The 25874-nt window shown below is 68.0% G+C and carries 22 protein-coding genes; 10 read left to right on the top strand and 12 right to left on the bottom strand.

All coding sequences use genetic code 11. From position 1 onward, the window contains the following. Positions 1-46: 46 nt before the first annotated feature. Entirely contained in the window at positions 47-2032 is a 1986-nt protein-coding gene (locus AC5Y47_RS11330) for a M13 family metallopeptidase (RefSeq protein WP_499944062.1), read from the bottom strand. A gap of 42 nt (positions 2033-2074) precedes the next feature. Here AC5Y47_RS11330 and AC5Y47_RS11325 point away from each other — a divergent pair, with 42 nt between their 5' ends. Together AC5Y47_RS11325 and AC5Y47_RS11320 are read left to right on the top strand one after the other, a co-directional pair. Continuing rightward, the gene (locus tag AC5Y47_RS11325) at positions 2075-2710 is read left to right on the top strand and encodes a hypothetical protein (protein WP_499944061.1); all 636 of its coding nucleotides are present in this window, start codon (positions 2075-2077) and stop codon (positions 2708-2710) included. Then, positions 2707-3396, top strand: a complete 690-nt coding sequence (locus tag AC5Y47_RS11320) for a hypothetical protein (protein WP_499944060.1) — start codon at positions 2707-2709, stop codon at positions 3394-3396. Before AC5Y47_RS11325 ends, AC5Y47_RS11320 begins: the two co-directional genes overlap by 4 nt. 2 nt (positions 3397-3398) lie before the next feature. Here AC5Y47_RS11320 and AC5Y47_RS11315 read toward each other — a convergent pair whose 3' ends face one another. The 5 genes from AC5Y47_RS11315 to AC5Y47_RS11295 all read right to left on the bottom strand — a co-directional run bounded on the left by AC5Y47_RS11315 (position 3399) and on the right by AC5Y47_RS11295 (position 8114). Next, positions 3399-3902 (bottom strand): helix-turn-helix domain-containing protein, encoded by a 504-nt coding sequence (locus tag AC5Y47_RS11315; RefSeq protein ID WP_499944059.1) that lies wholly within the window; start codon positions 3900-3902, stop codon positions 3399-3401. Then, positions 3899-6883, bottom strand: coding sequence for an MMPL family transporter (locus tag AC5Y47_RS11310; protein ID WP_499944058.1), 2985 nt, complete (start codon positions 6881-6883; stop codon positions 3899-3901). Before AC5Y47_RS11310 ends, AC5Y47_RS11315 begins: the two co-directional genes overlap by 4 nt. 170 nt (positions 6884-7053) lie before the next feature. Next, entirely contained in the window at positions 7054-7458 is a 405-nt protein-coding gene (vapC, locus tag AC5Y47_RS11305) for a type II toxin-antitoxin system VapC family toxin (RefSeq protein WP_499944057.1), read from the bottom strand. 1 nt (position 7459) lies between these two features. After that, the gene (locus AC5Y47_RS11300) at positions 7460-7687 is read right to left on the bottom strand and encodes a type II toxin-antitoxin system VapB family antitoxin (protein ID WP_499944056.1); all 228 of its coding nucleotides are present in this window, start codon (positions 7685-7687) and stop codon (positions 7460-7462) included. A gap of 34 nt (positions 7688-7721) precedes the next feature. Continuing rightward, the gene (locus AC5Y47_RS11295; RefSeq protein ID WP_499944055.1) at positions 7722-8114 is read right to left on the bottom strand and encodes a hypothetical protein; all 393 of its coding nucleotides are present in this window, start codon (positions 8112-8114) and stop codon (positions 7722-7724) included. A 159-nt stretch (positions 8115-8273) separates the two neighbouring features. Here AC5Y47_RS11295 and AC5Y47_RS11290 point away from each other — a divergent pair, with 159 nt between their 5' ends. Continuing rightward, the gene (locus AC5Y47_RS11290; protein ID WP_499944054.1) at positions 8274-8750 is read left to right on the top strand and encodes a hemophore; all 477 of its coding nucleotides are present in this window, start codon (positions 8274-8276) and stop codon (positions 8748-8750) included. 40 nt (positions 8751-8790) lie between these two features. Here the strand turns inward: AC5Y47_RS11290 and AC5Y47_RS11285 are convergent, their stop codons facing one another. Beyond that, positions 8791-9930 carry a lysylphosphatidylglycerol synthase transmembrane domain-containing protein gene (locus AC5Y47_RS11285; RefSeq protein WP_499944053.1) on the bottom strand — a complete coding sequence of 380 codons (1140 nt, stop codon included), beginning with the start codon at positions 9928-9930 and terminating at the stop codon, positions 8791-8793. A 136-nt stretch (positions 9931-10066) separates the two neighbouring features. Between AC5Y47_RS11285 and AC5Y47_RS11280 the strand changes: the two genes are divergently transcribed. After that, the gene (locus tag AC5Y47_RS11280; protein ID WP_499944052.1) at positions 10067-11221 is read left to right on the top strand and encodes an AI-2E family transporter; all 1155 of its coding nucleotides are present in this window, start codon (positions 10067-10069) and stop codon (positions 11219-11221) included. 66 nt (positions 11222-11287) lie between these two features. On the opposite strand, the gene mmpL3 is transcribed toward AC5Y47_RS11280, so the two are convergent. From mmpL3 to trmB, 3 genes are read right to left on the bottom strand one after another with little or no spacing between them, the layout of a single operon-like run. Further along, entirely contained in the window at positions 11288-14122 is a 2835-nt protein-coding gene (gene mmpL3 / locus AC5Y47_RS11275) for a trehalose monomycolate exporter MmpL3 (protein ID WP_499944051.1), read from the bottom strand. Positions 14123-14171: 49 nt separating this feature from the next. Continuing rightward, positions 14172-14909 carry an NYN domain-containing protein gene (locus AC5Y47_RS11270; protein WP_499944050.1) on the bottom strand — a complete coding sequence of 246 codons (738 nt, stop codon included), beginning with the start codon at positions 14907-14909 and terminating at the stop codon, positions 14172-14174. A gap of 4 nt (positions 14910-14913) precedes the next feature. Beyond that, a complete protein-coding gene (gene trmB, locus AC5Y47_RS11265; protein WP_499944049.1) occupies positions 14914-15660 on the bottom strand; it encodes a tRNA (guanosine(46)-N7)-methyltransferase TrmB in 747 nt (248 codons plus the stop codon). A 131-nt stretch (positions 15661-15791) separates the two neighbouring features. Here trmB and AC5Y47_RS11260 point away from each other — a divergent pair, with 131 nt between their 5' ends. From AC5Y47_RS11260 to AC5Y47_RS11235, 6 genes are all read left to right on the top strand, one after another. Further along, entirely contained in the window at positions 15792-16808 is a 1017-nt protein-coding gene (locus AC5Y47_RS11260) for a hypothetical protein (RefSeq protein ID WP_499944048.1), read from the top strand. Continuing rightward, complete coding sequence (locus AC5Y47_RS11255) at positions 16805-18265, top strand: hypothetical protein (protein WP_499944095.1); 1461 nt, start codon at positions 16805-16807, stop codon at positions 18263-18265. Before AC5Y47_RS11260 ends, AC5Y47_RS11255 begins: the two co-directional genes overlap by 4 nt. 181 nt (positions 18266-18446) lie before the next feature. Beyond that, positions 18447-20273 (top strand): phosphoenolpyruvate carboxykinase (GTP), encoded by a 1827-nt coding sequence (locus AC5Y47_RS11250; protein ID WP_499944047.1) that lies wholly within the window; start codon positions 18447-18449, stop codon positions 20271-20273. A gap of 228 nt (positions 20274-20501) precedes the next feature. Continuing rightward, positions 20502-21740: a calcium:cation antiporter family protein gene (locus tag AC5Y47_RS11245; RefSeq protein ID WP_499944046.1), complete on the top strand. Its 1239-nt coding sequence runs from the start codon at positions 20502-20504 to the stop codon at positions 21738-21740. Positions 21741-21764: 24 nt separating this feature from the next. Further along, positions 21765-23288 carry a fatty-acid--CoA ligase FadD4 gene (fadD4, locus tag AC5Y47_RS11240; protein WP_499944045.1) on the top strand — a complete coding sequence of 508 codons (1524 nt, stop codon included), beginning with the start codon at positions 21765-21767 and terminating at the stop codon, positions 23286-23288. Between the two features lie 3 nt (positions 23289-23291). Next, a complete protein-coding gene (locus AC5Y47_RS11235; RefSeq protein ID WP_499944044.1) occupies positions 23292-24230 on the top strand; it encodes an enoyl-CoA hydratase/isomerase family protein in 939 nt (312 codons plus the stop codon). On the opposite strand, the gene AC5Y47_RS11230 is transcribed toward AC5Y47_RS11235, so the two are convergent. Together AC5Y47_RS11230 and AC5Y47_RS11225 are read right to left on the bottom strand one after the other, a co-directional pair. After that, positions 24224-24613 carry a CD225/dispanin family protein gene (locus AC5Y47_RS11230; protein ID WP_499944043.1) on the bottom strand — a complete coding sequence of 130 codons (390 nt, stop codon included), beginning with the start codon at positions 24611-24613 and terminating at the stop codon, positions 24224-24226. The two genes, AC5Y47_RS11235 and AC5Y47_RS11230, sit on opposite strands and share 7 nt — an antisense overlap. A gap of 64 nt (positions 24614-24677) precedes the next feature. Further along, the gene (locus tag AC5Y47_RS11225; RefSeq protein ID WP_499944042.1) at positions 24678-25856 is read right to left on the bottom strand and encodes an acyl-CoA dehydrogenase family protein; all 1179 of its coding nucleotides are present in this window, start codon (positions 25854-25856) and stop codon (positions 24678-24680) included. Between the last annotated feature and the right edge of the window lie 18 nt (positions 25857-25874).

Genomic DNA, 25874 nt, shown 5'->3' with positions numbered 1-25874 from the left:
CGAGATTTGTGCGATTCTGCGTCTGCTCGCGGGGGAGGGTGACCCCCTAATTCCAGATGCGCACGCGGCGGTGGGGTTCGAGGAACAGCGCGTCGTCCTCGGCCACCTCGAACGCCTCGTAGAAGGCGTCGACATTGCGGATCACGCCGTTGCAGCGGAACTCCGGCGGCGAGTGCGGATCCACCGCCAACCGCCGGATAGCTTCGGCGGCACGGGATTTGGTGCGCCACACCTGAGCCCAGCCGAAGAACACCCGCTGCACTCCGGACAACCCGTCGATCACGGGTGCCGGCTCACCGTTCAGTGACAGCTGATAAGCCAGCAGCGCGATGGACAGACCGCCCAGATCACCGATGTTCTCCCCGACGGTGAACGCGCCGTTCACGTGGTGTCCGCCGTCGAGTTCCCGTGGCACGTACTCCTCGTACTGCTCGATCAGCGCCTTGGTACGCGCGCCGAACTCGGTGCGGTCGTCGTCGGTCCACCAGTCCACCAGGATGCCGTCGCCGTCGTACTTGGCGCCCTGATCATCGAAACCGTGCCCGATCTCGTGGCCGATCACCGCGCCGATGCCGCCGTAGTTGGCCGCGTCGTCGGCATCGGCGTCGAAGAACGGCGGCTGCAGAATGGCTGCGGGGAAGACGATCTCGTTCATCCCGGGGTTGTAATACGCGTTGACGGTCTGCGGGGTCATGAACCACTCGTCGCGGTCCACGGGCCCGCCGAGCTTGGCCAGTTCGCGGTCGTGCATGACGGCGTAGCCGCGCTGGTAGTTGCCGTAGAGGTCGGCTCGGTCGATGACCAGCGCGGAGTAGTCGCGCCACGTCACCGGATAGCCGACCTTGGCGGTGAACTTCGCCAGCTTGGTCAGCGCACGTTCCCGGGTCTGCGGGGTCATCCAGTCCAGGTCGCTGATGCTGATCCGGTAGGCCTCGCGCAGATTGTCCACCAGGGTGTCGATGCGGGCTTTGGCGTCTGGCGGAAAGTGCTTGTCCACGTACAGCTTTCCGACGGCATCGCCCATCAGCGTCTCCACCAGCGCGACCGCCCGCTTCCAGCGATCCCGGATCTGCTCGGTGCCGGTCAGCCGGCGGCCGTAGAAGTCGAAGTCCGCGGCGACCATCTCGTCGGTCAACCACGGCGCGCGGGCGCGGATCAACCGCCAACGCGCCCAGCTCTTCCAGTCGTCCAAGTCCTCGCCGCCCCACAGCGCCGCGAAGGCTACGAGGTAATCAGGCTGGCGCACAACGACTTCCGCGACAGCTTCGGGGCTCGAACCCAGCGCGGTGACCCAGCCGGCCCAGTCGAATCCCGCACCCTCGGTCTGCAGGTCGACGAAAGTCCGCAAGTTGTACGTCAATTCGGCGTCGCGGCGCTTGACCACGTCCCAGTGCGCGGCGGCGAGCTTGCTCTCCAGCGCAACGATGCGGGCCGCGGTCTCGGCGTGATCTGCCTCCGAGCCCCCGAACACCAGGCCGAACATCCTGGCGATGTGCCCCGGGTAGGCCGCCAGCACGGCGCCGTGCTGCGCGTCGCGGAAGTAGGACTCGTCGGGCAGGCCGATCCCGGACTGGCTGAAGTGCACGAGGTAGCGGGTCGAGTCCTTGGAGTCGGTGTCGACGTACAGACCGACGCCCCCGCCGACTCCGGTGCGTTGCAGCGACCCGACGACGGCGGCCAGCGCGTCGCGGTCGGCAGCGCCGTCGATGACCGCCAGCTCGTCGTGCAGCGGTTGCAGACCCCTGCGCTCGATGGTGGCCTCGTCGAGGAAGCTGGCGTAGAGGTCGCCGATGCGCTGCTCGTCGGTGCCCGCGGGCGCGCCGCTCTGGCTGGCCCCGATGATCAGGTCGCGTACCTGCTCCTCGGCCCGGTCGAACAGGGTTCGGAAGGCGCCGTCGGTGGCGCGGTCGGCGGGGATGTCGTACTCGGTGAGCCAGCGGCCGTTGACATGGCCGAAAAGGTCGTCCTGGGGGCGCGCGGCTGGGTCGACATAGCTCAGGTCGATACCCGAGCGGATGGCCTCTACTGTCACCCCGCCATCCTTCCATCTCGTTTCGGGTGCAACGATCGGGCCATGCCTGACCTGGACAAAACTGAGGAACCGGCCGACGACGATACCGACGACGAAGGCGACGAAGCCGACGACGCCGACGAAGGCGGTATGTTCTCCAGCTTCGGCATCGCCTCGACGGTGCTGGGCCTGGTCTCGGTCGCGGCGGTGGTGCTGGGCGTGCTGATCTGGATCAACCACCGCGACGCCTCCGAAGAACGCATCTACCAGTCCAGGGTCATGCAGGCCGCGGCCGACTGGTCAGACGTGCTGATCAACATGAACACCGGCAACCTCGACGCCAGCCTGCAGCGACTGCACGAGGGCACGGTCGGAGAACTCAACACCGACTTCGAGGCGACCATACAGTCGTACCGGCAGGTGGCGGCCAAGCTGCAGGCCCAGAGCGTCGGGCGGGTGGAGGCGGTGGCCATCGACACCGTGCACCGCGACCTGGACACGGTGCCCGGCTCCCCGCGCAACGTGGTGACCACCAAGCTGCCGGCGTTCGCCACCCGGACCGACTCGGTGATGCTGGTCGCGACGTCCGTGGCCGAGAAGACCGGCGGCCCGCCGCAAGTCGTGCACTGGAGTCTGCGGCTGGACGTCTCGCAGGTCGACGGCAAACTGCTGATCTCCAAGCTGGAGTCGATCCGATGAGGAACGTGTGGCGGCTCACCGCTTTCGACGTGCTGGCGCCGCTGGCGGCGATCGTCGCGCTGGTCGGGATCGGGGTGGTGCTCGCGTGGCCGCGCTGGTGGGTTGCGCTCGGTACCGCGCTGGTGTTGCTGATCGTGCAGGGCGTGGCCGTCAACTTCTGGCTGCTGCGCCGCGACGCGGTGAGCGTCGGGACCGACGACGACGCCCCGGGGCTGCGGCTGGCGATCGTCTTCCTGGCCACGGCGGCCCTGAGCGCTGCCGTAGTGACCGGATACACCCACTGGACCACCAAGGACGACGACTTCAAACGGGACTCGGTGGCGGCGGTGCAGGTCGCCACCCGCGCGGCCGAGGCGGTCGCGTCGTTCTCGCCGACGGCTCCGGGGGAGTCGATCGACCGCGCGGCGTCGCTGATGGTGCCCGAGCGGGCGGGCAAGTTCCGAGAGGAATACCTCAAGACCACCGCCGACATGCAGCAGCGCAAGGTCACCGCGCAGGCCGCCACGCTGGCGGCCGGTGTCGAGGCCATCGGGCCGTCGGCGGCCAGTGTCGCGGTGATCATGCGGGTCATCCAGGACACGCCCGGTCAACCCAGCAGCAAGGCCGCTCCGGCGGTGCGCGTGACGTTGTCCAAACGCGGCAACGACTGGCTGGTGCAGGACATCATGCCGATCAACTCGCGCTGAGGTCAGTTGGAACTGGGCGGGCGCTCGTTCTTGACCCGGACGAACCGGTCGGAGAGTCTGCGCATCCGGATCATCAGCGAGGCCGACGGGCTCACCCGGCCGTCGAGGTAGGCGGTGAGGTCTTCGGCGGTCACCCCGATACGTGACGCGAATTCCTGCTGGGCCAACCCGGAGCGGTCCAGCAGCAGCCGCACATGGCGGGCCACCTCGGTGCGCTCGTTGGCCTCGAGGTGGGTGCGGGCGCGCTCGAGCACCTCCCAGAGGGCTTTGGCGATGCCGGCCGGCCGGGAGCCTCCGAGGATCTCCTCCACCTGCCGCGCGGTGCGCCCGTACGGGTCGCGTTTGAGCGCGCCGGCGATGCGCTTCCACGTGGCGATATCGCCACCTTGCAGGGACGCATGGATCGCTGCCGTCGACCAGAACTCGACGGGCTGATCGGGGTCGGGATCGCGCTGCTGCGACGGCGGCGCGGGCGCGGATCTTCGCTGGTCGGCTGCCAACGTCACCTCGCCTCCTCCAACATCGCCACGGCCACGGACAGGCAGCGCTGCCGGACCCCTTCCCAGTTTGCCTTGACGTCGGACTCTGTCGAGTCGAGGTCGGACGGATCGGGGTCCGCCAGCCGGCGGACCAGCTCGGTGGCGATCCAGTGCCGCCGCGAAGACGAAGGCTGACAACTGTAATACCGATCCATTCCGGCCAGCGCCACCGCGGCGGTCTCCGGCTCCATCACCTCAACCATGTCAGCAAAGTCGGCGTAATCGCGGCTGCTGTTACGGCTCATGATCAGATAACCCTTGAGGCGCAGCGTTTCGGCCCCGGTCGGGATCTGCAGCCGGTCGCCGGTGGGCAGCTGGACGTGGGTGGTCTCCACCGGGCTGCGCCGCCGATATCGGCTCCGCGCGGTCTTGGTGGTCCGGCTGTCCAGCGCGTCGAGAGCGACGGAGAGCCGACCTCGCCAGAGGGTGACCGGATGGACGGGACGGTCCGTCCACGACATGGCCCGCGCGATGCTGGTGCGATATGCCAGCCCGACCCGGCGGGCTGTCGCCTGACCCACCCCGATGACCAGTTCGGTGTCGTCGTCGACCGAGGACTCGAGCGGCGCCGGCGTGTCCAGGGTGTCGCCGGCGGGTTCGGAGTCCGGGTCCTTGCGTCCGCAGCCGCTGAAGGCCAACGGGTCCGCCACGCAGATGGCGTCGGGGGCAAGGTGTTTGAGCTTGGCCGCGGACTTGATCACCATCCGCAGATCGGCGCTGGGCGCGATCGCGGCGGTGATGTCCTCGGGGATGACGACGACGCCGCCCAGGTCGACGTCGGGCAGCGGACGGTCGAAGTCCACCGACGGCAGGACCCGGCCCAGCCAGCCCGGCAGCCACCAGTTCCATTTGGCGAACATCGCCATCAGCGCGGGCACCAGGACCAGCCGCACCACGGTGGCGTCGACGGCGATCGCGACCGCACAGGCCACCCCGATCTCGGCGACCAGCGGCATGCCGGCGAACGCGAACCCGCAGAACACCGCGATCATGATCAGGGCGGCGCTGGTGATCGTGCGGGCGCTGGTGCTCACCCCGTAGGCGACCGCGTCGCGGGTGTGACCGGTCTGCAGGAAACGTTCCCGGATCCGGGTGAGCAGGAAGATCTCGTAGTCCATGGACAGCCCGAACGTCATCGCCAGGACCAGCGGCGGCACCGTGCTGTCGATGGAGGTCAGGTGCGGGAAACCCAGTTTCTCCGCCCAGCCCCATTGGAAGATCATCACCAGCGATCCATACGCCGCGGCCACCGACAGCAGCGTCATCAGCACGCCCTTGAGCGCCAACAGGACCGAGTGCACCGAGAGCAGCAACATGACGAACGCGATCAGCGCGACGAAGCCCAGCACCAGCGGCTGCGTTTCGGCGACCCTGTCGTCGAAGTCCTTGATCAGCGCCGTCGAGCCGCCGACGGCCACCTGCGCGTCGCCGGCGGTCCTGGGCAGCTGGCTGCGCATCCAGTCCACGGTGTGCCGGGCCCGCATGTCCTCGGGGTCGACCGACAGCACCGCAGACAGCAGCGCGGTCTTGCGGTCGCCGCTGAAGACCGGCGGGGGCACCGAAGCGACGTCGGGTGCCTGCGACATCCGCTGGCGCAACGCGTCGAGGATCTGCGTGTGGGCCGAGACGGCGTCCTGTCCCTGCGGCCAGTCGGAGAACGTCACCAGCACTTGGACGGGACCCATGGCCCCGGGGCCCAGCGCCTGCGACGCCGCGGCCACGCCGGCGCGGATCTCGTGGGAGGAGTCGAACTGGCGCAGCAGGCTGTTGCCCAACACCATCGACGTCGCCGGGACCGCCATCAGCAACAGCACGGCCGAGGCGGCCAGCGCCGAGATCCACGGCCGGCGCATCACCCAGCCGACCCAGCGCGTCCAGAACCGGGACACGGTGCTCTCCGGGCGGCGCGACCAGTGCAACAGCGGCGAGCGTTTGGCCGCGGCCCGGGAGAAGGTGGCCAGCAGCGCCGGTGTCAGCGTGGCCGAGGTCAGCATCGCGACCGCGACCGCCAGGATCGCGCCGGTGGCCATCGATCGCAGCGCCGGGGTGTTGATCAGGTAGATGCCGGTGAGCGAGGCGATGACCGTCATCCCGGACAGCACCACAGCCAGCCCGGAGGTGGCCATCGCGGCGTCCACGGCTTCCTGTGGCTGGCGGCCGGTGCGCAGCTCCTCGCGGAACCGCATCAGGATGAACAGCGAATAATCCACGGCCAACGCGATGCCGAACATGGACACCGTCGACGTCACGAACACCGACATGGTGGTGTGCATGGACAGCAGATAAACCAGTCCCATGGTGACCACGACCGTGCAGATGCCCAGTGCCAGCGGGATCGCCGCCGCCGCCAGGGACCCGAACACCGCCAGCAGGACGATCAGGATGATCGGCAGGTTCCATTCCTCGGCCTTGGCGATGTCGTGCTTGGTGTTGGCCGCGGCCGCGGCGGACAGCGCACCCTGGCCGATGACGTAGAGCCGGACGTGACCGTTCGCGGTCTGCCCGGAGCGGTCGTCTTCGACGCCGATTCGTTGCCGGAGTTTCTTGGCGACGTCGCTGGTGCCGGCGTTCCGAGCGTCCAGACGCAGCGTCACCACGTAGGGCCGGTCGGGTTGAGGTGGGCGCTGGGTGGGGTTGGGCGCCTCGGTGACGCCGGGTAGCTCTTTGGCGATCTGTCTCAGCTGCGCGACGGCGTCGTTGATGTCCTGATAGGTGGCGTCGGCGCGGGGCGCGGCCACCAGCGCCAGCGGGGAGGCGCCGAGCTCGGGGTATTGGGCGACGAGTTGGTCGTGCACGGCCAGCGACTGGGAGCCGGCGACCTCGAACCCGCCGCCGGTCAGATTTCCCGACTGCGTCATCGCCAAATAGACCGCCGGAACCAACGCCAGCAACCAGGCTGTGAACACGAACCAGCGGAATCTGCGCAGGTTGCGGCTGAGCCGCATCATGAACTGCTGGATTTCTTAACTCCCCGTATGTCTTGCGCAGCGCGTGCGCCCGCGAGAATACCCGCGGGGTCAGGTGTTTGCTTATCGCTTCTTGAGCTGCGCCGACACTGGTTTGGCGGGATCGTTGTTAAGTCGTGATCGGGGTTGGCCGGTGCCCGACGGCCGGTCAGTCATCTGGAGAACAGCGGCACGGTCTGCAGCCCGCAATGCCGGCGGATCACCTCGTAGTCGCGGTCGCAGTGGGCGACAGTGACTCCGAGTCGCAGCGCCATCGCGGCCACTTGGCAATCGATCAGGCTGCGTACCGTATCGCCGCCGCGACGGCAGCGCCGGTGGATGGCGGCCGCATCTTCTGCGTCGCGCACCGGGGCGAGAGGCGCTATGTCAAACCGCTGGAGTAACCGCCGCCGTAACGCGGCCTTGTCCTCGTCGGTGGTGCCGATCAGCAGTTCCATCAGCACCACTTCAGGGACGATCACTTCCGCGTCGGCGGCGATTCGATCTGCGAGCCAGCGGCCGGCGAATGAGTCTGGGCTGGAAAGGAATTGGATCCAGACCGAGGTGTCGACAATCAATTCAAGGCTGATCTGCCGGCGCAGTGGCCGCGTCCGAAAACGACTCGATCTCGTCGTTGCTGAAATCGAAACCACTGCCCTGCAACGCCAACGCCTCGTCGCGGTCCAGCCGCTCGCCCACCAGCCTCCGTAGGGCGAAGTCGACCGCACTCCGCTTGGAATCCAGTCGGTACATTCGTTGCGCCGCGGCCACCAACTCGTCGTCGATCTCGATATTGGTCCGCGACATTACACCATAATACACTACAAGGTGTATTGGCAGGCTACCAGCGCACTGCGCGCGGGCCGCCACGCAGATGCACGGCAATCCACGCGCCACCGATCACCCGCTCGTCGACGCCACGAACGCCGTATCGTCCCAGGGCTGCGGTGAGCCAATCGCGGTGCCAGCCACGGGGATGACCCAGCCAGGCGGGGCGAGCGTCACGGGCGGCCGCGTAGACGCAGTCAAGGAGTGGCAGCTGGGTTAGTTCGGTGACGAAGCCGATGACCGCATCGGCGTCGTCGGGATACAGCGCGGCAGCCCGGGGAACCACCAACCCACCGTCCGGCGGCACATTGACGGCCGCGAGACGTTGACCAGGCTTCATCTGCAGCGTGCACGCGAGCTGGCGGAAGCTGACTACGCCAGCCGGCGCAGCAATGCTGAGCGTCATCGGTACCTCCTTGCTGATTGCACAACTGGAGTCATTCGGAGCCGCGCACACCGCGGACGGGTCCAAGCCCAGAATTGGCGGCACGGTCTGGACTGATGGCACGATGGTCAGGGCCGCGGTCGGGGGACATCGTGCGGCGGATTCGTGAGGAGTTGTTCCATGCAAGTAAGCACGCGCCGTGGGGTTTTGGCCGTCGTCGTCGCGGCCGGACTGACTGGTGCCGGCAGTGCGTTCGTCGCCGCTCCGGCGGCGACGGGTGCAACCGACCCGTGCGCGGCCAGCGAGGTCGCCCGCACCGTCGGCACCGTCGCCAAGCAGACCGGTGACTACCTGGATTCGCATCCGGAGACCAACCAGGCGTTGACGTCCGTCCTGCAGGAACCGGCCGGACCGCAGTCGGCGGTGACGCTGAAGAGCTACTTCGAGGCCAACCCGAAGGTCGCGCTGGATCTGCAGGGGCTGGCCAACCCGTTGAACAAACTGGGCACGCAGTGCAAGTTGCCGATCACGCTGCCGCAGGCACTCAGCCTGTTCCAGGCCGCGCAGGGGGCTGGCGGATTGCCCGGTCTGCCGGGTGCGGCGCCCGCAGCGCCAGCGAGTCCGTCGCTGCCGGGCCCCAGGCCTAACAACAGCTAGAGCATTCAGTCCGGCGGCGGCAGGGGTTGCTGCCGTGCTCCTAGGCGGCCGGATCGGTGGCGTTCAGTCCCCGGCCCGCGATGCCGGGGTCGGTGGGCGGGTCCTCGGCGTCGGAGTCTGCCGCGCGCTCGCGGCGGAACATGAAGAAGAACACCACCCACCCGATCGCGGCGATGAACAACCAACTGATCAAGCGGTAGATCAGCATCGCCGAGATGGCGTTGGGCAGCGCCATACCCGACGACACCAGCCCGGGCACCAGTACCGCCTCCACGACCAGCAGGCCGCCCGGCATCAGCGGAATCGTCCCGACCGCACGGGCCGCGGCGTAGGCGACCGTCAACCCGGCGACCGACGCGTGATCGCCGGCGGCGTAGGCCGCGCAGGCCAGGCACGCGACGTCGGCGACCCAATTGAACAGCGACCAGCTGAACGCCACCCCGAGGTCGCGTCGGCTCAGGCTCACCGACTCGAGTTGCATCAGGATCTCGCGCCATTTGTCCACGCCGGCGTCGGCCGGTTTGCCACGGACCGAATTGACCCAGGACAGCACCTTGATGCCGATGCCCTCGATCAGCTCCGGCCGTGACGCCACCGCCTGGGCCAGCAGCATCAGCGCGACGAACCCGCCGAGGGTGAACAGCAGCGAGAACGGGTTGTTCTTGGCGCCCAGCAGGAACGCCCCACCCAACCCGAGCACCGCCAACCCGACCGCCTGCAGCGCGCCCGACATCACCAGCTGCCAGGAGGCCACCACCGTCGAGGCGCCCCAGAGGCGTTGCTGACGGAGCAGGAACGTCGCCGAGATCACCGGTCCGCCGGGCAACGTGGTGCTCAGCGAGTTGGCCGCGTAAAACGCGGCCTCGGACCGCAATTGCTTGACGTGCACGCCGGCGGACGCCAGCAGCGTGCGCTGGATCTGCGCGAAACTGTGCATCGACGCCGCCGCGGCGACCATCGCGGCGACCAACCACCACCACTTGGCCTCGTACAGACTCATCCACGCTTTGGCCAACTGATCGCGCACCAGGGCGATCTCGACGCCCAGCACGACCACCACGACGACGAGCCCGACCCACCTCAGCCACCAATACTTGCCGCGCGGCGGCGCGTCGCCCTGGCGGGTGAACGTCCCCAACCGCCCTCCCACGAGCTTGCGGGCGGCGGCGTCCGGTGACATCGCACTAGGGTAACCGTGCCGGTGTCGCGCGCATCGATGCACGTCGCTGACGTGTCGACGTCGTTCCAGGGTCGTAACCGGATCGTGGCGCCCGGGTTTGCGGAAGTTGCGCCGCCACCCCGGCTACGCTTGCCCAATGTCGGCAACCATCGACGACGAATCCGTAAGTCCGCTGGTCCGAAAGGCCGCCGCCTGGTCCTGGCGGCTGCTGGTCATCGTGGCCGCGGCTGTCGCGCTGCTGTGGGTGGTCGACAAGCTGGAAGTGATCGTCGTGCCGGTGCTGCTGGCGCTGATGATCAGCGCTTTGCTGGTGCCGTTGGTGGATTGGCTGGACACCCGCGGCGTGCCGCGCGGTGTCGCGGTGACGCTGGTGTTGCTGGCCGGGTTCGCGATCCTCGGCGGCATCCTGGCTTTCGTCGTCAGCCAGTTCATCGTCGGGTTGCCCGACCTGGTCACCCAGGTGGAACACAGCATCGACTCGGCCCGCAAATGGCTGATCGAAGGGCCGGCGCACGTGCGCCGCGAACAGATCGACAACGCCGGCAACTCCGCGATCCAGGCGGTGCGCAACAACCAGGAGAAGCTGACCAGCGGCGCCCTGTCCACCGCCGCCACCATCACCGAGTTGGCCACCGCGGCGGTGTTGGTGCTGTTCACGCTGATCTTCTTCCTCTACGGCGGCCGCAACATCTGGCAGTACGTCCAGAAGCTGGTCCCGAGCCATGTCCGCAGCCGCGTGCACCAGGCGGGTCTGGCCGGGTACGGCGCGCTGACGGGATACATCCGGGCCACCTTCCTGGTCGCGTTGACCGATGCGGTCGGGGTCGGGGCGGGTCTGGCGATCATGGGTGTGCCGCTGGCGCTGCCGTTGGCGTCCATCGTCTTCCTCGGCGCGTTCGTGCCGCTGATCGGTGCGCTGGTGTCGGGTTTGCTGGCCGTGGTGGTCGCGCTGCTGGCCAAGGGCATGGTGTACGCGCTGCTCACGCTCGGTCTGCTGATCGTGGTGAACCAGCTCGAGGCGCACGTGCTGCAGCCGCTGGTGATGGGGCGCGCGGTGTCGATCCACCCGTTGGCGGTGGTGTTGGCCATCTCCACCGGCGGGGTGCTGGCCGGGATCGTCGGCGCCCTGCTGTCCGTGCCGACCGTGGCGTTCCTGAACAACGCGCTACAGGTGCTGCTGGCCAAGGATCCCGAGGCCGAGGCCGAGGAGCAGAAAGACGAGGAAGAGGTGTCGGCGATCGTCCAGGCGAAACCGGACAAGCCCGACAAGGAACCCTCGCCCAGCGTGTAACTACTGCGAAAAACGAGCGCTTTTTTCGCAGTGGCGACACGCTCGGCGCAATGCCATCCTGGCGAGCTAGATCCGGCGGCCTTCGCGGCGCAGCAGATCCTGGGCCGACAGCCCACCGCCGCCACCTCGGCGACGCTGACGCCCGTTGTCCACCGCGTTCTCGCCCTGGATCCCCCGCGCGTTGAGCTTCTCGGTAGCCGTCTCCGAGTCCTCGTCGGCCCGCTGAGCCGGTAGTGCGACCGTCTCGTCGGACGGGTCCTCGGGCTTGGCGTCGGGCCGGTTGCCCGCGGCCGGCATCTTGTTGGTCTCCTCCGCCGACGGGGTGGGCGGCTTGGAGGTCGGCACCCGGGCCGGCGGGCGGGTGGTCGCGGTGGCCGGCCCGTTGCGCGACGGCTGCTGCAGTCGAGCGGTCGGCGCCTCCTGGGGCTGATTCGCGGACTGCCCGGACCGGACCGGGACCTGCGGGCTGGCCGCCGGGGCCGGCGCGTTCGACGGACCCAGTTCTGGCCGGGCCGCCGGACGCGGCAGCGGCGCCGGGTGGGTGGGGTCGTGCGGAGGCCGCGGGGTCGCGGCGACCAGGCCGGCCGTGACCGGCGGACGCACCGTGCTGGCAGGCCGCTTGCGCTCGTCGGGCAGCTGGATCTCGCCCAGACCGATGCGGTTCTGCAGGCGCCGCATCCAGCGCGGCGCCCACCAGCAGTCGTCGCCGAGCAACTTCATCACCGACGGCACCAGGAACATCCGGACCACGGTCGCGTCCAACAGCAGCGCCGCCATCAACCCGAAGGCCAGGTACTTCATCATCACCAGGTCGGAGAAGACGAACGACCCGGCGACCACGGCCAGAACCAACGCGGCGGCGGTGATCAACCGCCCGGTGGTCGCCGTCCCGATCCGGATCGACTCCTGGGTCGACATGCCGTTCTCACGCGCCTCGACCATGCGGGAGACCAGGAAGACTTCGTAGTCGGTGGCCAGGCCGTAGCCGACCGCCACCACCAGCGCGATGATCACCACCATCAGCGGTGTCGGCGTGAAATTCAGCAGTCCGGCGCCATGGCCGTCGATGAATATCCAGGTCAGGATGCCCATCGTGGAACCGAGCGTCAGCACGCTCATGACCGCGGCCTTGATCGGCAACACCACCGAGCCGAAGGCCAGGAACATCAACAGCATGGTGGTGCTGATCAGCACGATCACCATCAAAGGTGCCCTGTCCACCAGGCTGTGAATCGAGTCCTGCTCCAGCGCCGGTGTGCCGCCGACGTAGATGTCGATGCCCTTGGGCGGTGTGATCGAGCGCAGCTCGGCGAGCTTGCGAGCCGAGTCGGCCGGGTTGTTCAGGGCGTTCTGCAGCACCCGGACCGACGGATCCTTCGAGGCATCCGGAGCCTGCGAACGCTCCTGCCACATATTCGCCGGATTGTTGTCCCGCACGTTGAACCCGCTGATGGCCATGGCCTTCGCGCGCACGTCCGCGACCTGCTGGTCGGTCACCGGCTGATGATTGGTGGACCGGATCACCAGCGTCAGCGGATTGGTGCGGTAGCTGGGGAAGAGCTGGTCGAAATGCTCCTGCGACTGGCGCGCCGCATTGTTCGGCGGCAGGTACTTCTCGCTCATCCCGCCCAGCGACATGTTGCCCAGCGGGATGATCAGCAGGATCATGCCGACCACGATCGGGATGGCGAACGCCAGCGGGCGCTTCATCACGAAGTTCGTCAGCTTGCCCCAGAACCCGGCCTCGACCTCTTCGCGGGTCTTGGTCTTCTGCAGGCGGTCGGCCAGCCAGTTCAGGTAGGCCCGGGACACCTTCCAGTTCCGCAGGAACGGCACCCGGAACGCGGTCCGGACACCGAGCGCATCGACGTTCTTGCCGAGCACACCCAAGCAGGCCGGCAGCAGCGTGATCGACAGGATCGCGGCCAGCGTCACCGCCGTGATCAGCGCGTAGGTCAGCGACTTCACGAAGCCCTGGGGTAACAGCAGCAGGCTGGCGCCCGAGGCCGCGATCAGGACTGCCGAGAAAACCACGGTGCGTCCCGCCGTCATCACGGTGCGGCGCACGGCGGTCTCCGTGTCGTAGCCTTCGGCGATCTCCTCGCGGAATCGGCTCACCACGAACAAGCCGTAGTCCACCGCGATGCCCAACCCGATCAGTGAGACGACGGGCTGGGCGAAGAAATGCACCGGCCCGAACATCGCGATCAGCCGCAGGATGCCCAGTGACCCGGCGATGCTCAGACCGCCGACCATGACGGGCAGGCAGGCCGCGACCGCGCCGCCGAACACCAGGAACAGCACCACCGCGACCAGCGGGAGCGCCAGCACCTCCATCCGGCGCTGGTCGGTGGCGATGGTGCCGGTCAGTGCGCTGGCGATCGGTTGCAGGCCGGCCAGCTGCACGGTGCCGCCGTCCAACTTCTGCAGTGCGGGTTCGATGTCCTTGTAGTTGGTCAGGATGGTGTCGTCGTTGTCGCCGTTGAGGGGGACCGACACGAAGGTGTAGCGCTTGTCGTCGGTCACCATGCCCTTGATCACGGGGCTGGGGTTATCCGGCGCGCGTAGGTAGCCTGCCCAGCCGAACACCTGTTTGGGGTGGTCGGCGACGAATTTATTGAGCTCGTCGGTGACCTTCTTCGACCACGCCGGGTCGGCGACGGTCTTGCCGTCCGGCGCCTTGAAGATCGCGACGATGTGGCCGGTCCGATCGCGTCCGTAGACCTCGTCACCGAGGATGGAGGCCTTGACCGACTCGCTGCCGTCGTCGTAGAAACCGCTCTGCGTGACGTGCTTGCCGAGACTGAGCCCGAAGATTCCGCCGAGCAGGCACAAAGCCACCGTGACCCCGATTACGACGAAACGGAATCGGTACACAGTTCGACCCCACCAGGCGAACACTTAGGCTCCTTACTGGATCTCTAGCGACCCGCGCATTGCTCTTCTGTTGTCACACACGCGAGATCAACAGGGACGACAGCGGCCGGAACGGCTGCAACCAAGCCCCCTGCTCAGGTAGCGAATCCAGGCCGATCCGCGGCAGTGGCTCCCGGAAAACACCCGCGATGTCCTCCAGGTCGACGAACTCCAAGCTATCCGACGCTAACGCCCAACTGGCGTGTTCGCGAAATCCAAGCACTTGAACAGGAGTTCCGCCACGGGCCACCGCCTCCAGCGGCTGCCGGAAGGCCTGACCGTCGGCGGAGGCCACCACCAGCGCCGCCAGCCCCTCCCGGTAGCGCAGGTCGATGTGCTCGAGCATGTCGCGGTCGACGTCGCTGTCCTCGTCGATCTTGGGCTTGGCGAAGACGGCGAAGCCGACGTTGCGCAGCGCGTCCACCCACGGCCGGACCACTTCGGCGCTGCCCGGGGCGATGTTGGTGAAGACGGTGGCCTCGGGCTCGATGCGGGCATCGGTGCCGTCGGACGATCTCGCACCGACCTCGGCGGTGCGGGCCAGCAGCCAGCGGCCCAGCGCGTCGAACCGGGGCCGTTCCAGCCCGGTCGGCCGGCGGCCCAGGATCGAACCCAGACCCATGTCCAGGTTGGGCGCGTCCCAGACCAGCAGGACCCGCTGCACGGGTTTCGCGAGCCCGGCCAGGCCGTCCTGCGCCAGGTCACCCGCGGCCAGCATCGGGCGGGCCATCGTCTCCGACGCCGGCGTCGTCACGTCTTCGGTGAGGCTCATGTGCTCATCTGATTTCGGGCTTCTTCCATACGAACTCACAGACGCTGCTGCCCGCTTCTTGAGCCTTCGTCTCGTACTTGGTGATGGGACGGACGATGGAGATGGGTAGGGATTCGGTGCCGGGATCGACGCGGACGAGGCCGGGTGGTCGCAGTGCGGCAATGTGCTCGGCGTAGCCGGGATGGTCGGTCGCGGCATGCAACACACCCCCGGCGAGTAGCCGGTCGGCGATCAGGGAAACCGTTCCCGGCTGAAGTAGCCGGCGTTTGTGGTGGCGTGCCTTGGGCCACGGGTCGGGAAAGAAGACCCGCACCCCGGTCAGCGATTCCGGCGCGATCAGATCTTTCAGCACGTCTATTCCGTTGCCGCGGATCAACCTGATGTTGTCGACGCCGGCGCTGTCGATTCCGCACAGCAACTGGGCCAGGCCGCGGCGATAGATCTCCACCGCGATGACGTCGATGTCGGGCTCGGCTTGGGCCATGGCCAGCGTGGACGTCCCGCTGCCGCAACCGATTTCCAGCACCAGCGGCGCGTCCCGGCCGAACCAGGCACGGGTGTCCAGCGGCTGCTCGGGCGGGGTGTCGGCCTGGCGGCCGAGTTCCGGCCAGCGACGTTCCCAGGTCTCGCGCTGCGCGTTGGACAAGGCCGAGCGCCGCGACCGGAAACTCGTGGCAGGCAGATAGCCCCAGGGCGTGTCGGGCCGTAACCCCACCCCGGGTTGCGCATGCATTCGTCCATGGTGGCCCATGATCGGCGGATGTAGCCGCCTCTGGTCCAGATTGATACCCAACAGTTGTCTTCGGCTGGTATCGGGGAGACCTGGCTCGCGTGCCGGAGGCGGGGATGCCACCATTCGGTGGGATCGCTACGAGCCGGAACATGACGGGACAGGGGCATCAGATTTTCGCCGACGAGCTGACGCGCTTCGCCCAGCAGGCCGCTGACCAGCGGATCGAAGCGCTCGCCGAGCGCACCGCCGCGCCGCTGCGAGTGGCGGTGCGCGGACGTCGCGGGGTGGGCCGCGGCATGGTGGCACGGGCCCTGGACCGCGCCGGCGTGCGGGTGACGCCCCCGGGGGCCGCCGCGGACCTGCTCGTCCAGGTGGTCGCCGAGGTCGCCAAGCCCGAGGACATCCGCGGGCCGCGCCCGGCGCTGGCGTTGCTGAACAAGGCCGACGTGACCGGCCTGGCCGGGGACGGCCGGGTGGGGTCGCAGTGTGCCGGGCTGGCCGCCCGGCTGGGGGTGCCCGTGCTGCCGATCAGCGGGCTGCTCGCCGTCGCGGCCCTCGACGATGCCGATGCGCAGTGCTTTGTCGATGCGCAGTGCTGGGCCGGCCTGCGGGCACTTGCCGCGCACCCGGACGGTTCGACGTGCCTCGACCGCTCCTTCGACGGGTTCCTGACGGCGCCGCTGCCGGTCCCGGTGGCGACGCGGGTGCGGTTGCTGCGCACGCTGGACCTGTTGGGCGTCGCGCTGGGTGTCGCGGCGTTGCGCCAGGGCGCCGGGCCCGCGCAGGTCCGGACGGTATGGCGGCGGGCCAGCGGCGTGGACGCGGTGATCGAACGGTTGGCCGTCGCCGGCGCCCAGGTGCGCTACCGCCGGGTGCGCGACGCCGTCACCGAACTCGAGGCACTGGCCGTCGCCGACCCGGCCGTCGCCGAGTTCCTGTCCCGCGACGACACGGTGATCGCCCGGATGGCGGCGGCCCTCGACGCCGCCGCGGCCGACGGGCGGGAACCCGGTCCGGACGCGCCCCTGGCGCGCGCGGTGCACTGGCAGCGCCAGGGCCGCACACCGCTTACCGAGCTGCAGCGGGCCTGCGCGGCCGACATCACCCGGGGATCGCTTCGGCTGTTCTCGCGCGCCGGTGGCGCCGGATGTCGGGTGTCGCGGTGACCGGCGGGCGGCGGGACGACCCGGTGGCCCGGGTCGATGCTCTGGTGGCCTCCATCGGGCCGAGTCTGGATGCTCCGGCCGTCAACCGGCTGGACGTGGTGCTCGTGACCGGCCCGTGGCTGTCCGGAGTCACCGCGGTGGCCACCGCGCTGCGCGAACGGCTCGGGCAACACACCTTCGTCGAGGCTGCCGAGTTGGCACCCGGAGCGGCGCCCAAGGCGGTGGTGTTCGTGGTGTCGGGCGCGGCGCCGATGACCGAATCCGACTGCGCGCTGCTCGACGCCGCCGCCGAGAACACCGATGTGGTGGTGGCCGTGGTGAGCAAGATCGACGTGCATTACGGCTGGCGCGACGTGCTGGCCGCCAATGTCGCCAAGCTGGCCCGCCACGCGCCGCGCTACGACCGGGTGTCCTGGGTCGGCGCGGCCGCGGCGCCCGACGTGGGTGAGCCGCAGCTCGAAGAGCTGATCGCCACCGTCCAGGGACAGCTCGCCGACGTCGACGTCGCACGCCGGAATCGGTTGCGGGCGTGGGAATCTCGCCTGCAGAAGGTCGCGCAGCGCTTCGAGCGCGACGCCGACGGCGCCGGCCGGCGGGCCCGGGTGGACGCCCTGCGCGAGCAGCGCAGCGCCACGCTGCGGCAACGACGGGAGACGAAGTCGGAGCGCACGATCACCCTGCGCGGCCAACTGCAGCAGGCGCGGGTCCAGTTGTCCTACCTGGCGCGCACCCGCAGCGCTTCGATACGTACCACCCTGCAGGAGGACATCGCCAACTTGCCGCGCCGGGCCATGGGCGGCCTGGAAGAGGACGTGCGCGGTCGATGTGACGAAGCGGTCGGCGAGATCGGAGCAGCCGTCGACGCCAACCTCGCCGAGATCGCGCAGGGGGCCGGCGTGCCGTTGGACCTCCCGCCGTTGGAGTCGCCGACGGTCCCGTTCCCGCCCGTCCAGCTCAAGTCGCGCCGCTTGGAGACCCGGCTGATGATGGTTTTCGGCGTGGTGTTCGGCCTCGGCGTGGCGTTGACGCTGAGCCGGCTGCTCGCCGGTCTGGCCGGCCATCTGCATCCGGCGTACCTGGTGGCCGGGACCGTGGCGTGCGGCGCGCTCGGCTTGGCGATGACCGTCTGGGTGGTGCACATCCGGACCCTGCTCGGCGACCGTGCCGCACTGGACCGCTGGGCGGGGGAGGCCACGTCGTCGCTGCGGTCGGTCCTGGAGCAACTGGTGGCCAGCCGGGTGCTGGTCGGCGAGTCGCTGCTGAGCACCGCGGCGACCGCGCGCGACGAGATGGAGAACTCCCGGGTGAACGATCAGGTCAGCGTGATCGACACCGAACTTCGCGAACACGCGCTGGCCGCGGCCCGGGCCGCCGCCGCCCGGGATCGGGAGATGCCGACCGTGCAGGCCGCGCTCGACGCGGTGCGTGCGGAACTCGGCGATCCGGGTGCCCGATAACACGGTTTGCCGCAGGGCGAAATGCTTCTGAATCGGTCTTGTGAGCAGTCTTATACCCGCCCAGCACTTTCCCTACAAGTGAAGCGCGATAATCTGTATAAGAAAGCGTTAAGTGTGAGCAGAGCCGCGCTGGCAATACCATTACCGACCAGCACCACGCAGCAGAATTCAGGAGAGTTCGATGACCTCAGCAACCGTCCCCGGTCTGGATACCGCGCCCACTAAACACAAGGGGCTGCTGTCCTGGGTGGAGGAGGTTGCCGAGCTCACCCAGCCCGACCGGGTGGTGTTCACCGACGGTTCCGACGAGGAGTTCAAGCGGCTCTCCGAACAGCTGGTCGAGGCCGGCACGTTCACCCGGCTCAACCCGGACCGGCACCCCAACTCGTTCCTGGCGCTGTCGGACCCGTCCGACGTCGCCCGCGTGGAGTCCCGCACGTTCATCTGCTCGGAGCACGAAGTCGACGCCGGCCCCACCAACAACTGGAAAGACCCCGCCGAGATGCGGTCCCTCATGAAGGACCTCTACCGCGGGTGTATGCGTGGCCGCACCATGTACGTGGTGCCGTTCTGCATGGGCCCGCTCGGCGCCGAGGACCCGAAGCTGGGTGTGGAGATCACCGACTCCGAGTACGTCGTGGTGTCGATGCGCACCATGACCCGGATGGGCAAGGCCGCGCTGGACAAGATCGGCGACGACGGCTTCTTCGTCAAGGCGCTGCACTCGGTCGGTGCGCCCCTCGAGGACGGCGCGAAAGACGTGCCGTGGCCGTGCAACGAGACCAAATACATCACCCACTTCCCCGAGACCCGCGAGATCTGGAGCTACGGGTCGGGCTACGGCGGCAACGCGCTGCTGGGTAAGAAGTGCTACTCGCTGCGCATCGCCTCGGCGATGGCCCACGACGAGGGCTGGCTGGCCGAGCACATGCTGATCCTCAAGCTGATCTCGCCGGAGAACAAGGCGTACTACTTCGCCGCGGCGTTCCCGTCGGCCTGCGGCAAGACCAACCTGGCGATGCTGCAGCCCACCATTCCGGGCTGGCGCGCAGAGACCCTGGGCGACGACATCGCCTGGATGCGGTTCGGCAAGGACGGCCGCCTCTACGCCGTCAACCCGGAGTTCGGTTTCTTCGGGGTGGCGCCGGGCACCAACTGGGACTCCAACCCCAACGCGATGCGCACCATCGAGGGTGGCAACACGGTATTCACCAACGTGGCGCTGACCGACGACGGTGATGTGTGGTGGGAGGGCCTGGAAGGCGACCCGCAGCACCTGACCGACTGGAAGGGCCGCGACTGGACTCCGGAGTCCACCGAGAAGGCCGCCCACCCGAACTCCCGTTACTGCACCCCGATGTCACAGTGCCCGATCCTGGCCCCGGAATGGGACGACCCGCAGGGTGTGCCGATCTCGGGCATCCTGTTCGGCGGCCGCCGCAAGACCACGGTGCCGCTGGTCACCGAGGCGCGCGACTGGCAGCACGGCGTGTTCATCGGCGCGACCCTGGGCAGCGAGCAGACCGCCGCGGCCGAGGGCAAGGTCGGCGCGGTGCGTCGCGACCCGATGGCCATGCTGCCGTTCCTGGGCTACAACGTGGGCGACTACATGGGCCACTGGATCAACCTCGGCAAGAACGCCGACGAGTCCAAGTTGCCGAAGGTGTTCTTCGTCAACTGGTTCCGCCGCGGCGACGACGGCCGCTTCCTGTGGCCGGGCTTCGGTGAGAACAGCCGGGTGCTGAAGTGGATCGTGGACCGCATCGAGCACAAGGCCGGCGGCAAGACCACGCCGATCGGCACGGTTCCCGCCGTCGAGGACCTGGACCTGGATGGCCTGGATGTCGAGGCCGCCGATGTCTCCGCCGCGCTGGCCGTCAACACCGACGAATGGCGCGAGGAACTGCCGCTGATCGAGGAGTGGCTGGAGTTCATCGGCGAGAAGCTCCCGACGGGTGTGAAGGACGAGTTCGACGCGCTCAAGGAGCGGCTGCGCGAAGCCGACTAGCTTCCCGCGAGCAGACGCAAAATCGCCCAATTCCGCTGGAATTTGGGCGATTTTGCGTCTGCTCGGCAGGGAGCAGGGTCAGGGTATGAGGTTTGCCAAATGAAAAGTTTCGGTAGGCCAGAATCATTGATTCGAGTCTCTGAACAGCAGAAATAAGGACACCCTGGTCAAGAAAATCGTAGCCTCGCTAAGTTGCCAGACGAGGGCGGGCGGGCTAGCCTCGCGGACATGACCTTGCTCGCCGACCGGCGTCGGAGCCGCCCTGCGGCGGCGAAGACGACGGCGGACACGCTGGTTCGGTCCCTGCTCACCACCCTGCTGTTCATCGCGCCGGCGCTGGTGATCCGGTTCATCGGGCTGCATCCCGACCCGGTCGTCGCGCTCGTCGTCTATGGCGCTGCGGTCGTTGCCGCGAGTTTCCTGCTCGCCTGGGGAGCCGAGGCCGCGCAGGTCGACGTGTCCGGCGGGCTGGCGGTCGCGGTTCTGGCCCTGATCGCGGTGCTGCCGGAATACGCCGTCGACCTCTACTACGCCTATACCGCCGGATCCCACACCGAATACACGCAGTACGCGGCGGCGAACATGACCGGCTCCAACCGGTTGCTGATGGGGCTGGGCTGGCCGGTGGTGGTGCTGCTGGGCGTGTGGACGACCCGCAAGATCAGCGGACGGCAGGTGGTGGGGCTCAGGCTCGAGCGCGGCAACCGCGTCGAACTCGGCTTCCTGCTGATCGCGGGTGTCGTCGCGTTCGTAGTGCCCGCCACCGGTCGCATCCCGATCACCTTGGGTGTGGTGCTGCTGGCCTGGTTCGGGTTCTACCTCTACCGGCTCAGCCGCGGGGATGTCGAGGAACCGGAGCTCGTCGGAACGGCCGCCGCGCTGGCCGCGCTGCCGCGGCGGGCCCGTCGCAGCGGCGTGATCGCGATGTTCGTGTTCGCGGCGGTGGTGATCCTGGTGTGCGCGCAACCGTTCGCCGAGAGCCTGATCGGGGCCGGCACCCGGCTGGGAATCGATCGGTTCTTGCTGGTGCAGTGGCTGGCGCCGCTGGCCTCGGAGGCCCCGGAGTTCGTGATCGCGATCATTTTCGCCGCCCGCGGCAAGGGCACGGTGGCCATCGCCACGCTGATCTCGTCGAAGGTCAATCAGTGGACGCTGCTGGTCGGTTCACTGCCGATCGCTCACCTCGCCGGGGGCGGCGGGACTGCGCTGGTGTTGGACGGCAGGCAGGTCGAGGAGATGCTGCTGACCGCCACTCAGACCCTGATGGGGGTGGCGCTGATCCTGGCGCTGCGTTTTCACCGGCACCTGGCCTGGGCGCTGCTCGCGCTGTTCCTGGTGCAGTTCCCGATCACCTCGACCGAGGGTCGGCTGGTGCTCAGCGGTATCTACGCCGCGGCGGCCGTGGTGGGCCTGATCGTGCACCGGCGCCATCTGCTGCCGACGCTGCGAGCGCCGTTCGCCGCGTGAGGCTCGGGTCGTACAGTCGGCCCCATGCAGATTCGACCGCACGCGCAAACCCACCCCGACAAACCGGCCGTCATCCTGCACCCGTCGGGCACGGTGGTGACGTTCGGCGACCTCGAGGCACGTGCCAACCGGCTGGCGCACCTGTTCCGGCAAGCGGGCCTGCGCGAGGGCGACGCGGTCGCGATCCTGATGGAGAACAACGAGCACCTGCACGCGGTAATGTGGGCGGCGCGGCGCAGCGGCTTGTACTACGTGCCGATCAACACCCACCTGACCGCGCCCGAGGCGGCCTACATCGTCGACAACAGCAGCGCCAAGGCGATCGTCGGCTCGGGGGCGCTGCGCGAGGTCTGCGCGGGGCTGGCCGAGCACCTGCCGGGCGGGCTGCCGGAACTGCTGCTGATCGCCGACGGTTCGCTGCCGGGCTGGCAGCGTTATCCCGAATGTGTTGCCGACCAACCGGATTCCCCGATCGCCGACGAGATCGAAGGCGACCTGCTGCAGTACTCCTCGGGCACCACCGGGCGGCCCAAAGGCATCAAACGCGAACTGCCGCACGTGCCGCCATCGGAGGCGCCGGGCATGATGTCGGCGCTGGTCGGGTTCTGGATGGACCCCGAGACGGTGTATCTGAGCCCGGCGCCGCTGTATCACACGGCGCCGTCGGTGTGGTCGATGACCGTGCAGGCCGCCGGCCTGACCACCGTGGTGATGGAGAAGTTCGACCCCGAGCAGACGCTGGCTGCCATCGAGCGTTACCGGGTGACGCACGGCCAGTTCGTGCCGGCGATGTTCGTCCGGATGCTCAAACTGCCGGAGTCCGTGCGTAATTCGTACGACCTGTCCAGCCTCAAGCGGGTGATGCACGCCGCCGCGCCGTGCCCGGTGGAGATCAAGAAGCAGATGATCGACTGGTGGGGGCCGATCGTCGACGAGTACTACGCGTCCTCGGAGGCGATCGGTTCGACGCTGATCACCGCCGAGGACTGGCTGGCCCATCCGGGTTCGGTGGGCAGACCCATGACGGGCGCGTTGCACATCCTCGACGAGGACGGCAACGAACTGCCGCCCGGGCACGCCGGCGAAATCTACTTCGAGGGCGGGTACACCTTCGAATATCTCAACGACCCCGCCAAAACCGCCGGCTCACGGGACCAACACGGTTGGATGACCGTCGGCGACATCGGTTATCTCGACGACGAGGGCTATCTGTACCTGACCGACCGACGGCACCACATGATCATCTCCGGCGGGGTCAACATCTACCCGCAGGAGACCGAGAACCTCTTGGTGACTCACCCGAAGGTGCTGGACGCCGCGGTGTTCGGCGTTCCCGACGACGAGATGGGCCAACGGGTGATGGCCGCGGTGCAGACCGTCGACCCCGCCGACGCCACCGACGAGTTCGCCGAGGAACTTTCCAGCTGGCTTCGAGACCGGTTGTCCCACTTCAAATGTCCGCGAACGATCGCATTCGAGCAGGCGCTGCCGCGCACCGACACCGGCAAGCTGTACAAGAACGAACTGGTCGACAAGTACTCAGGCTGATCGATGATCCGGGTGATCGATCTGTCCAGTGCGCCGGAGCGCGAAGCGCCGGCGCCGCCGGGCGTGATCGTCGCGCACGGCTCGGTGACCGACGAATTCTGGCTGCAGCAAGCAACTTTCACGCTGACCGAACAACCGTGCGCCGATCCGCGCACGGTCACCGTGGCGTCGATTGCCGACACCCTGACGCAGTTGACGCTGCGTTGCCGGCGTTGGCCGCACGCCAGCGCGGTGTGTGACGACGTACTGCGGTGCTTCGATCCGGCAGGTACGACGCTGGCCGGTGTAGTGACCGAGTCGCTGGCCTATTCGACACTGCAAGCCGGACCCGAATTCGCTCGCTGGCTTGCCGAACGCGGCCCCGCTCGGATGCCAGAACTCCCCGATCCGGTTGCGGCGCAACGCGACGGCGACACCCTGCGGATCGACTTCGATCGACCCCAACGGCACAATGCCTTCTCCACCGACGTCCGCGCCGCGCTGCTCGAAGCGCTGGCGGTGGCGCAGCTGGATCCGTCGGTGGCCGGAATCGTGTTGGGCGGCAACGGACCGTCGTTCTGCAGCGGCGGTGATCTCGCCGAATTCGGCACCTTCGCCGACCCGGCCAGCGCTCACCTGGCCCGCACCCGGCACAGCCCGGCGTTGGTGCTCGACGAGCTGACCGGCCGGCTTGGGCGGGCCTGCCGCGCCGAGGTGCACGGGCAGGTGCTCGGCAGCGGACTGGAGATGGCCGCATTCTGCGGATGGGTTGCGGCCGAACCTGATTCGGTATTCGGGCTACCCGAACTGAGCCTGGGACTGATTCCCGGCGCCGGCGGCACGGTGAGCGTCACCCGGCGCATCGGCCGTTGGCGCACCGCCTATCTGGTGCTCTCCGGTCAGACGATCGGCGCCGAAACCGCGCTGGCGTGGGGGTTGATCGACGCGATCAACGCTCAGTAGCCCGAGTACGTCGTATAGGTGGTTGAGGGTATGGTCGACACGGCAACAGCGCCGATGAAGACGTAGATAATAACCAAGATAATGATAGCTACCACGTAGACGCTGGCTGTGATGATCGCACTGATAATCGCCCACTTCTTCGCCTTCGCAGCCGCGTCATACGCCTCGGCCGAGCGTCCCTGCGCCCAAAGCGTGGACACCTTCGTGGAGTAAACGATTGACACGATACCGGCTGGGAGGCAGCACAATACGGTACTGAGGATCGCCCAGACCAGGTAGTTGTCCGGCGCCGGCTGGCCGCCGAAGCCCGGTTGGCCGCCATACGGCGGCTGCTGACCGGGCCAGCTCGGGGAGGCGCCATACGGGTCTGACGGATAACTCATGGCGGCTGCCTTCCCCTTGGGTCTAAAGTCAGGCAAATATACAGCACCCGAGCGCAATCCAGCTTCAAATTCCGCCCCGGGCAACGAGCTGCGCGGCGATGACGTTGCGCTGAATCTCGTTGGTCCCCTCACCCACGATCATCAGCGGCGCGTCCCGGAAGTAGCGTTCCACGTCGTACTCGGTGGAATAGCCGTAACCGCCGTGGATTCGCACCGCGTTCAGCGCGATCTCCATCGCCACCTCCGAGGCGAACAGCTTGGCCATGCCGGCCTCCATGTCGCAGCGCTGCCCGCTGTCGTAACGTTCGGCGGCGTAACGGGTCAACTGGCGGGCGGCGGTGAGTTTGGTTGCCATGTCGGCCAAATAGTTGCCGACGGATTGATGCTTCCAGATCGGCTGACCGAAACTCTCCCGTTGCTGGGCGTAGGCGAGCGCATCCTCCAACGCCGCGGTCGCCACACCCAGCGCACGGGCCGCCACCTGGATGCGACCCGTCTCGAGCCCCTTCATCATCTGCGAAAAGCCTTCGCCCGGAACGCCGCCCAGCACCGCGGAGGCGGGCAGCCGGAAGCCGTCGAAGGAAAGTTCGCACGACTCGACGCCCTTGTAACCCAATTTGGGTAGGTCCCGCGACACCGTCAGTCCCGGTCCATGCTGGACCAGCAACACCGAGATGCCTTTGTGCCGCGGCGTCGCGCTGGGGTCGGTCTTGGCCAGCAGCGCGATCAACCCGGACCGGCGCGCATTGGAGATCCAGGTCTTGGCGCCGTTGACCACCAATTCCGTTGTGCCGTCCGGCAACGCGGTGGTGCTCATGTTCTGCAGGTCGGAACCACCGCCCGGCTCGGTCAGCGCCATGGTGGCCCGCAGCTCACCGGTTGCCATCGGCGGCAGGAACTTTCGTTTCTGCTCCGCGGTGCCGAACAGCGTGAGCAGCTTGGCGACCACGGTATGGCCGCCCATCGCACCGGCCAGGCTCATCCAGCCGCGCGCCAACTCCTGAGTGACCTGCACATAACACGGCATCGACACCGGCGAGCCGCCGTACTCCTCGTCGATCGCCAGACCGTAGATGCCGATGCGTTTCATCTGCTCGATCCACGCCTCCGGATAGGTGTTGGCATGTTCGACCTCACGCACCGTCGGTTTCACGTCGCGGTCGACGAAAGCGCGCACGGTGGCGACCAGCATGGCTTCTTCGTCGTCCAGGTCAGCGCCCAGGTCGTTGGATTCCCGGCTCATCACTTCCGCCCTCCCGCG

The organism is Mycobacterium sp. NGS22, assembly GCF_059813095.1.
The sequence above is the reverse complement of the archived record's forward strand: the minus strand, read 5'-3'. Positions and strand labels throughout refer to the sequence as shown.

Excerpts from the sequence above, each read along its gene's own strand:
- AC5Y47_RS11325 (WP_499944061.1), top strand. The coding sequence starts at position 2,075 with ATGCCTGACCTGGACAAAACTGAGGAACCGGCCGACGACGATACCGAC.
- AC5Y47_RS11320 (WP_499944060.1), top strand. The coding sequence starts at position 2,707 with ATGAGGAACGTGTGGCGGCTCACCGCTTTCGACGTGCTGGCGCCGCTG.
- AC5Y47_RS11310 (WP_499944058.1), bottom strand. The coding sequence starts at position 6,883 with ATGATGCGGCTCAGCCGCAACCTGCGCAGATTCCGCTGGTTCGTGTTC.
- AC5Y47_RS11300 (WP_499944056.1), bottom strand. The coding sequence starts at position 7,687 with ATGTCGCGGACCAATATCGAGATCGACGACGAGTTGGTGGCCGCGGCG.
- AC5Y47_RS11295 (WP_499944055.1), bottom strand. The coding sequence starts at position 8,114 with ATGACGCTCAGCATTGCTGCGCCGGCTGGCGTAGTCAGCTTCCGCCAG.
- AC5Y47_RS11290 (WP_499944054.1), top strand. The coding sequence starts at position 8,274 with ATGCAAGTAAGCACGCGCCGTGGGGTTTTGGCCGTCGTCGTCGCGGCC.
- AC5Y47_RS11285 (WP_499944053.1), bottom strand. The coding sequence starts at position 9,930 with ATGTCACCGGACGCCGCCGCCCGCAAGCTCGTGGGAGGGCGGTTGGGG.
- AC5Y47_RS11280 (WP_499944052.1), top strand. The coding sequence starts at position 10,067 with ATGTCGGCAACCATCGACGACGAATCCGTAAGTCCGCTGGTCCGAAAG.
- AC5Y47_RS11270 (WP_499944050.1), bottom strand. The coding sequence starts at position 14,909 with ATGAGCCTCACCGAAGACGTGACGACGCCGGCGTCGGAGACGATGGCC.
- trmB (WP_499944049.1), bottom strand. The coding sequence starts at position 15,660 with ATGGGCCACCATGGACGAATGCATGCGCAACCCGGGGTGGGGTTACGG.
- AC5Y47_RS11260 (WP_499944048.1), top strand. The coding sequence starts at position 15,792 with ATGACGGGACAGGGGCATCAGATTTTCGCCGACGAGCTGACGCGCTTC.
- AC5Y47_RS11250 (WP_499944047.1), top strand. The coding sequence starts at position 18,447 with ATGACCTCAGCAACCGTCCCCGGTCTGGATACCGCGCCCACTAAACAC.
- AC5Y47_RS11245 (WP_499944046.1), top strand. The coding sequence starts at position 20,502 with ATGACCTTGCTCGCCGACCGGCGTCGGAGCCGCCCTGCGGCGGCGAAG.
- fadD4 (WP_499944045.1), top strand. The coding sequence starts at position 21,765 with ATGCAGATTCGACCGCACGCGCAAACCCACCCCGACAAACCGGCCGTC.
- AC5Y47_RS11235 (WP_499944044.1), top strand. The coding sequence starts at position 23,292 with ATGATCCGGGTGATCGATCTGTCCAGTGCGCCGGAGCGCGAAGCGCCG.
- AC5Y47_RS11230 (WP_499944043.1), bottom strand. The coding sequence starts at position 24,613 with ATGAGTTATCCGTCAGACCCGTATGGCGCCTCCCCGAGCTGGCCCGGT.
- AC5Y47_RS11225 (WP_499944042.1), bottom strand. The coding sequence starts at position 25,856 with ATGAGCCGGGAATCCAACGACCTGGGCGCTGACCTGGACGACGAAGAA.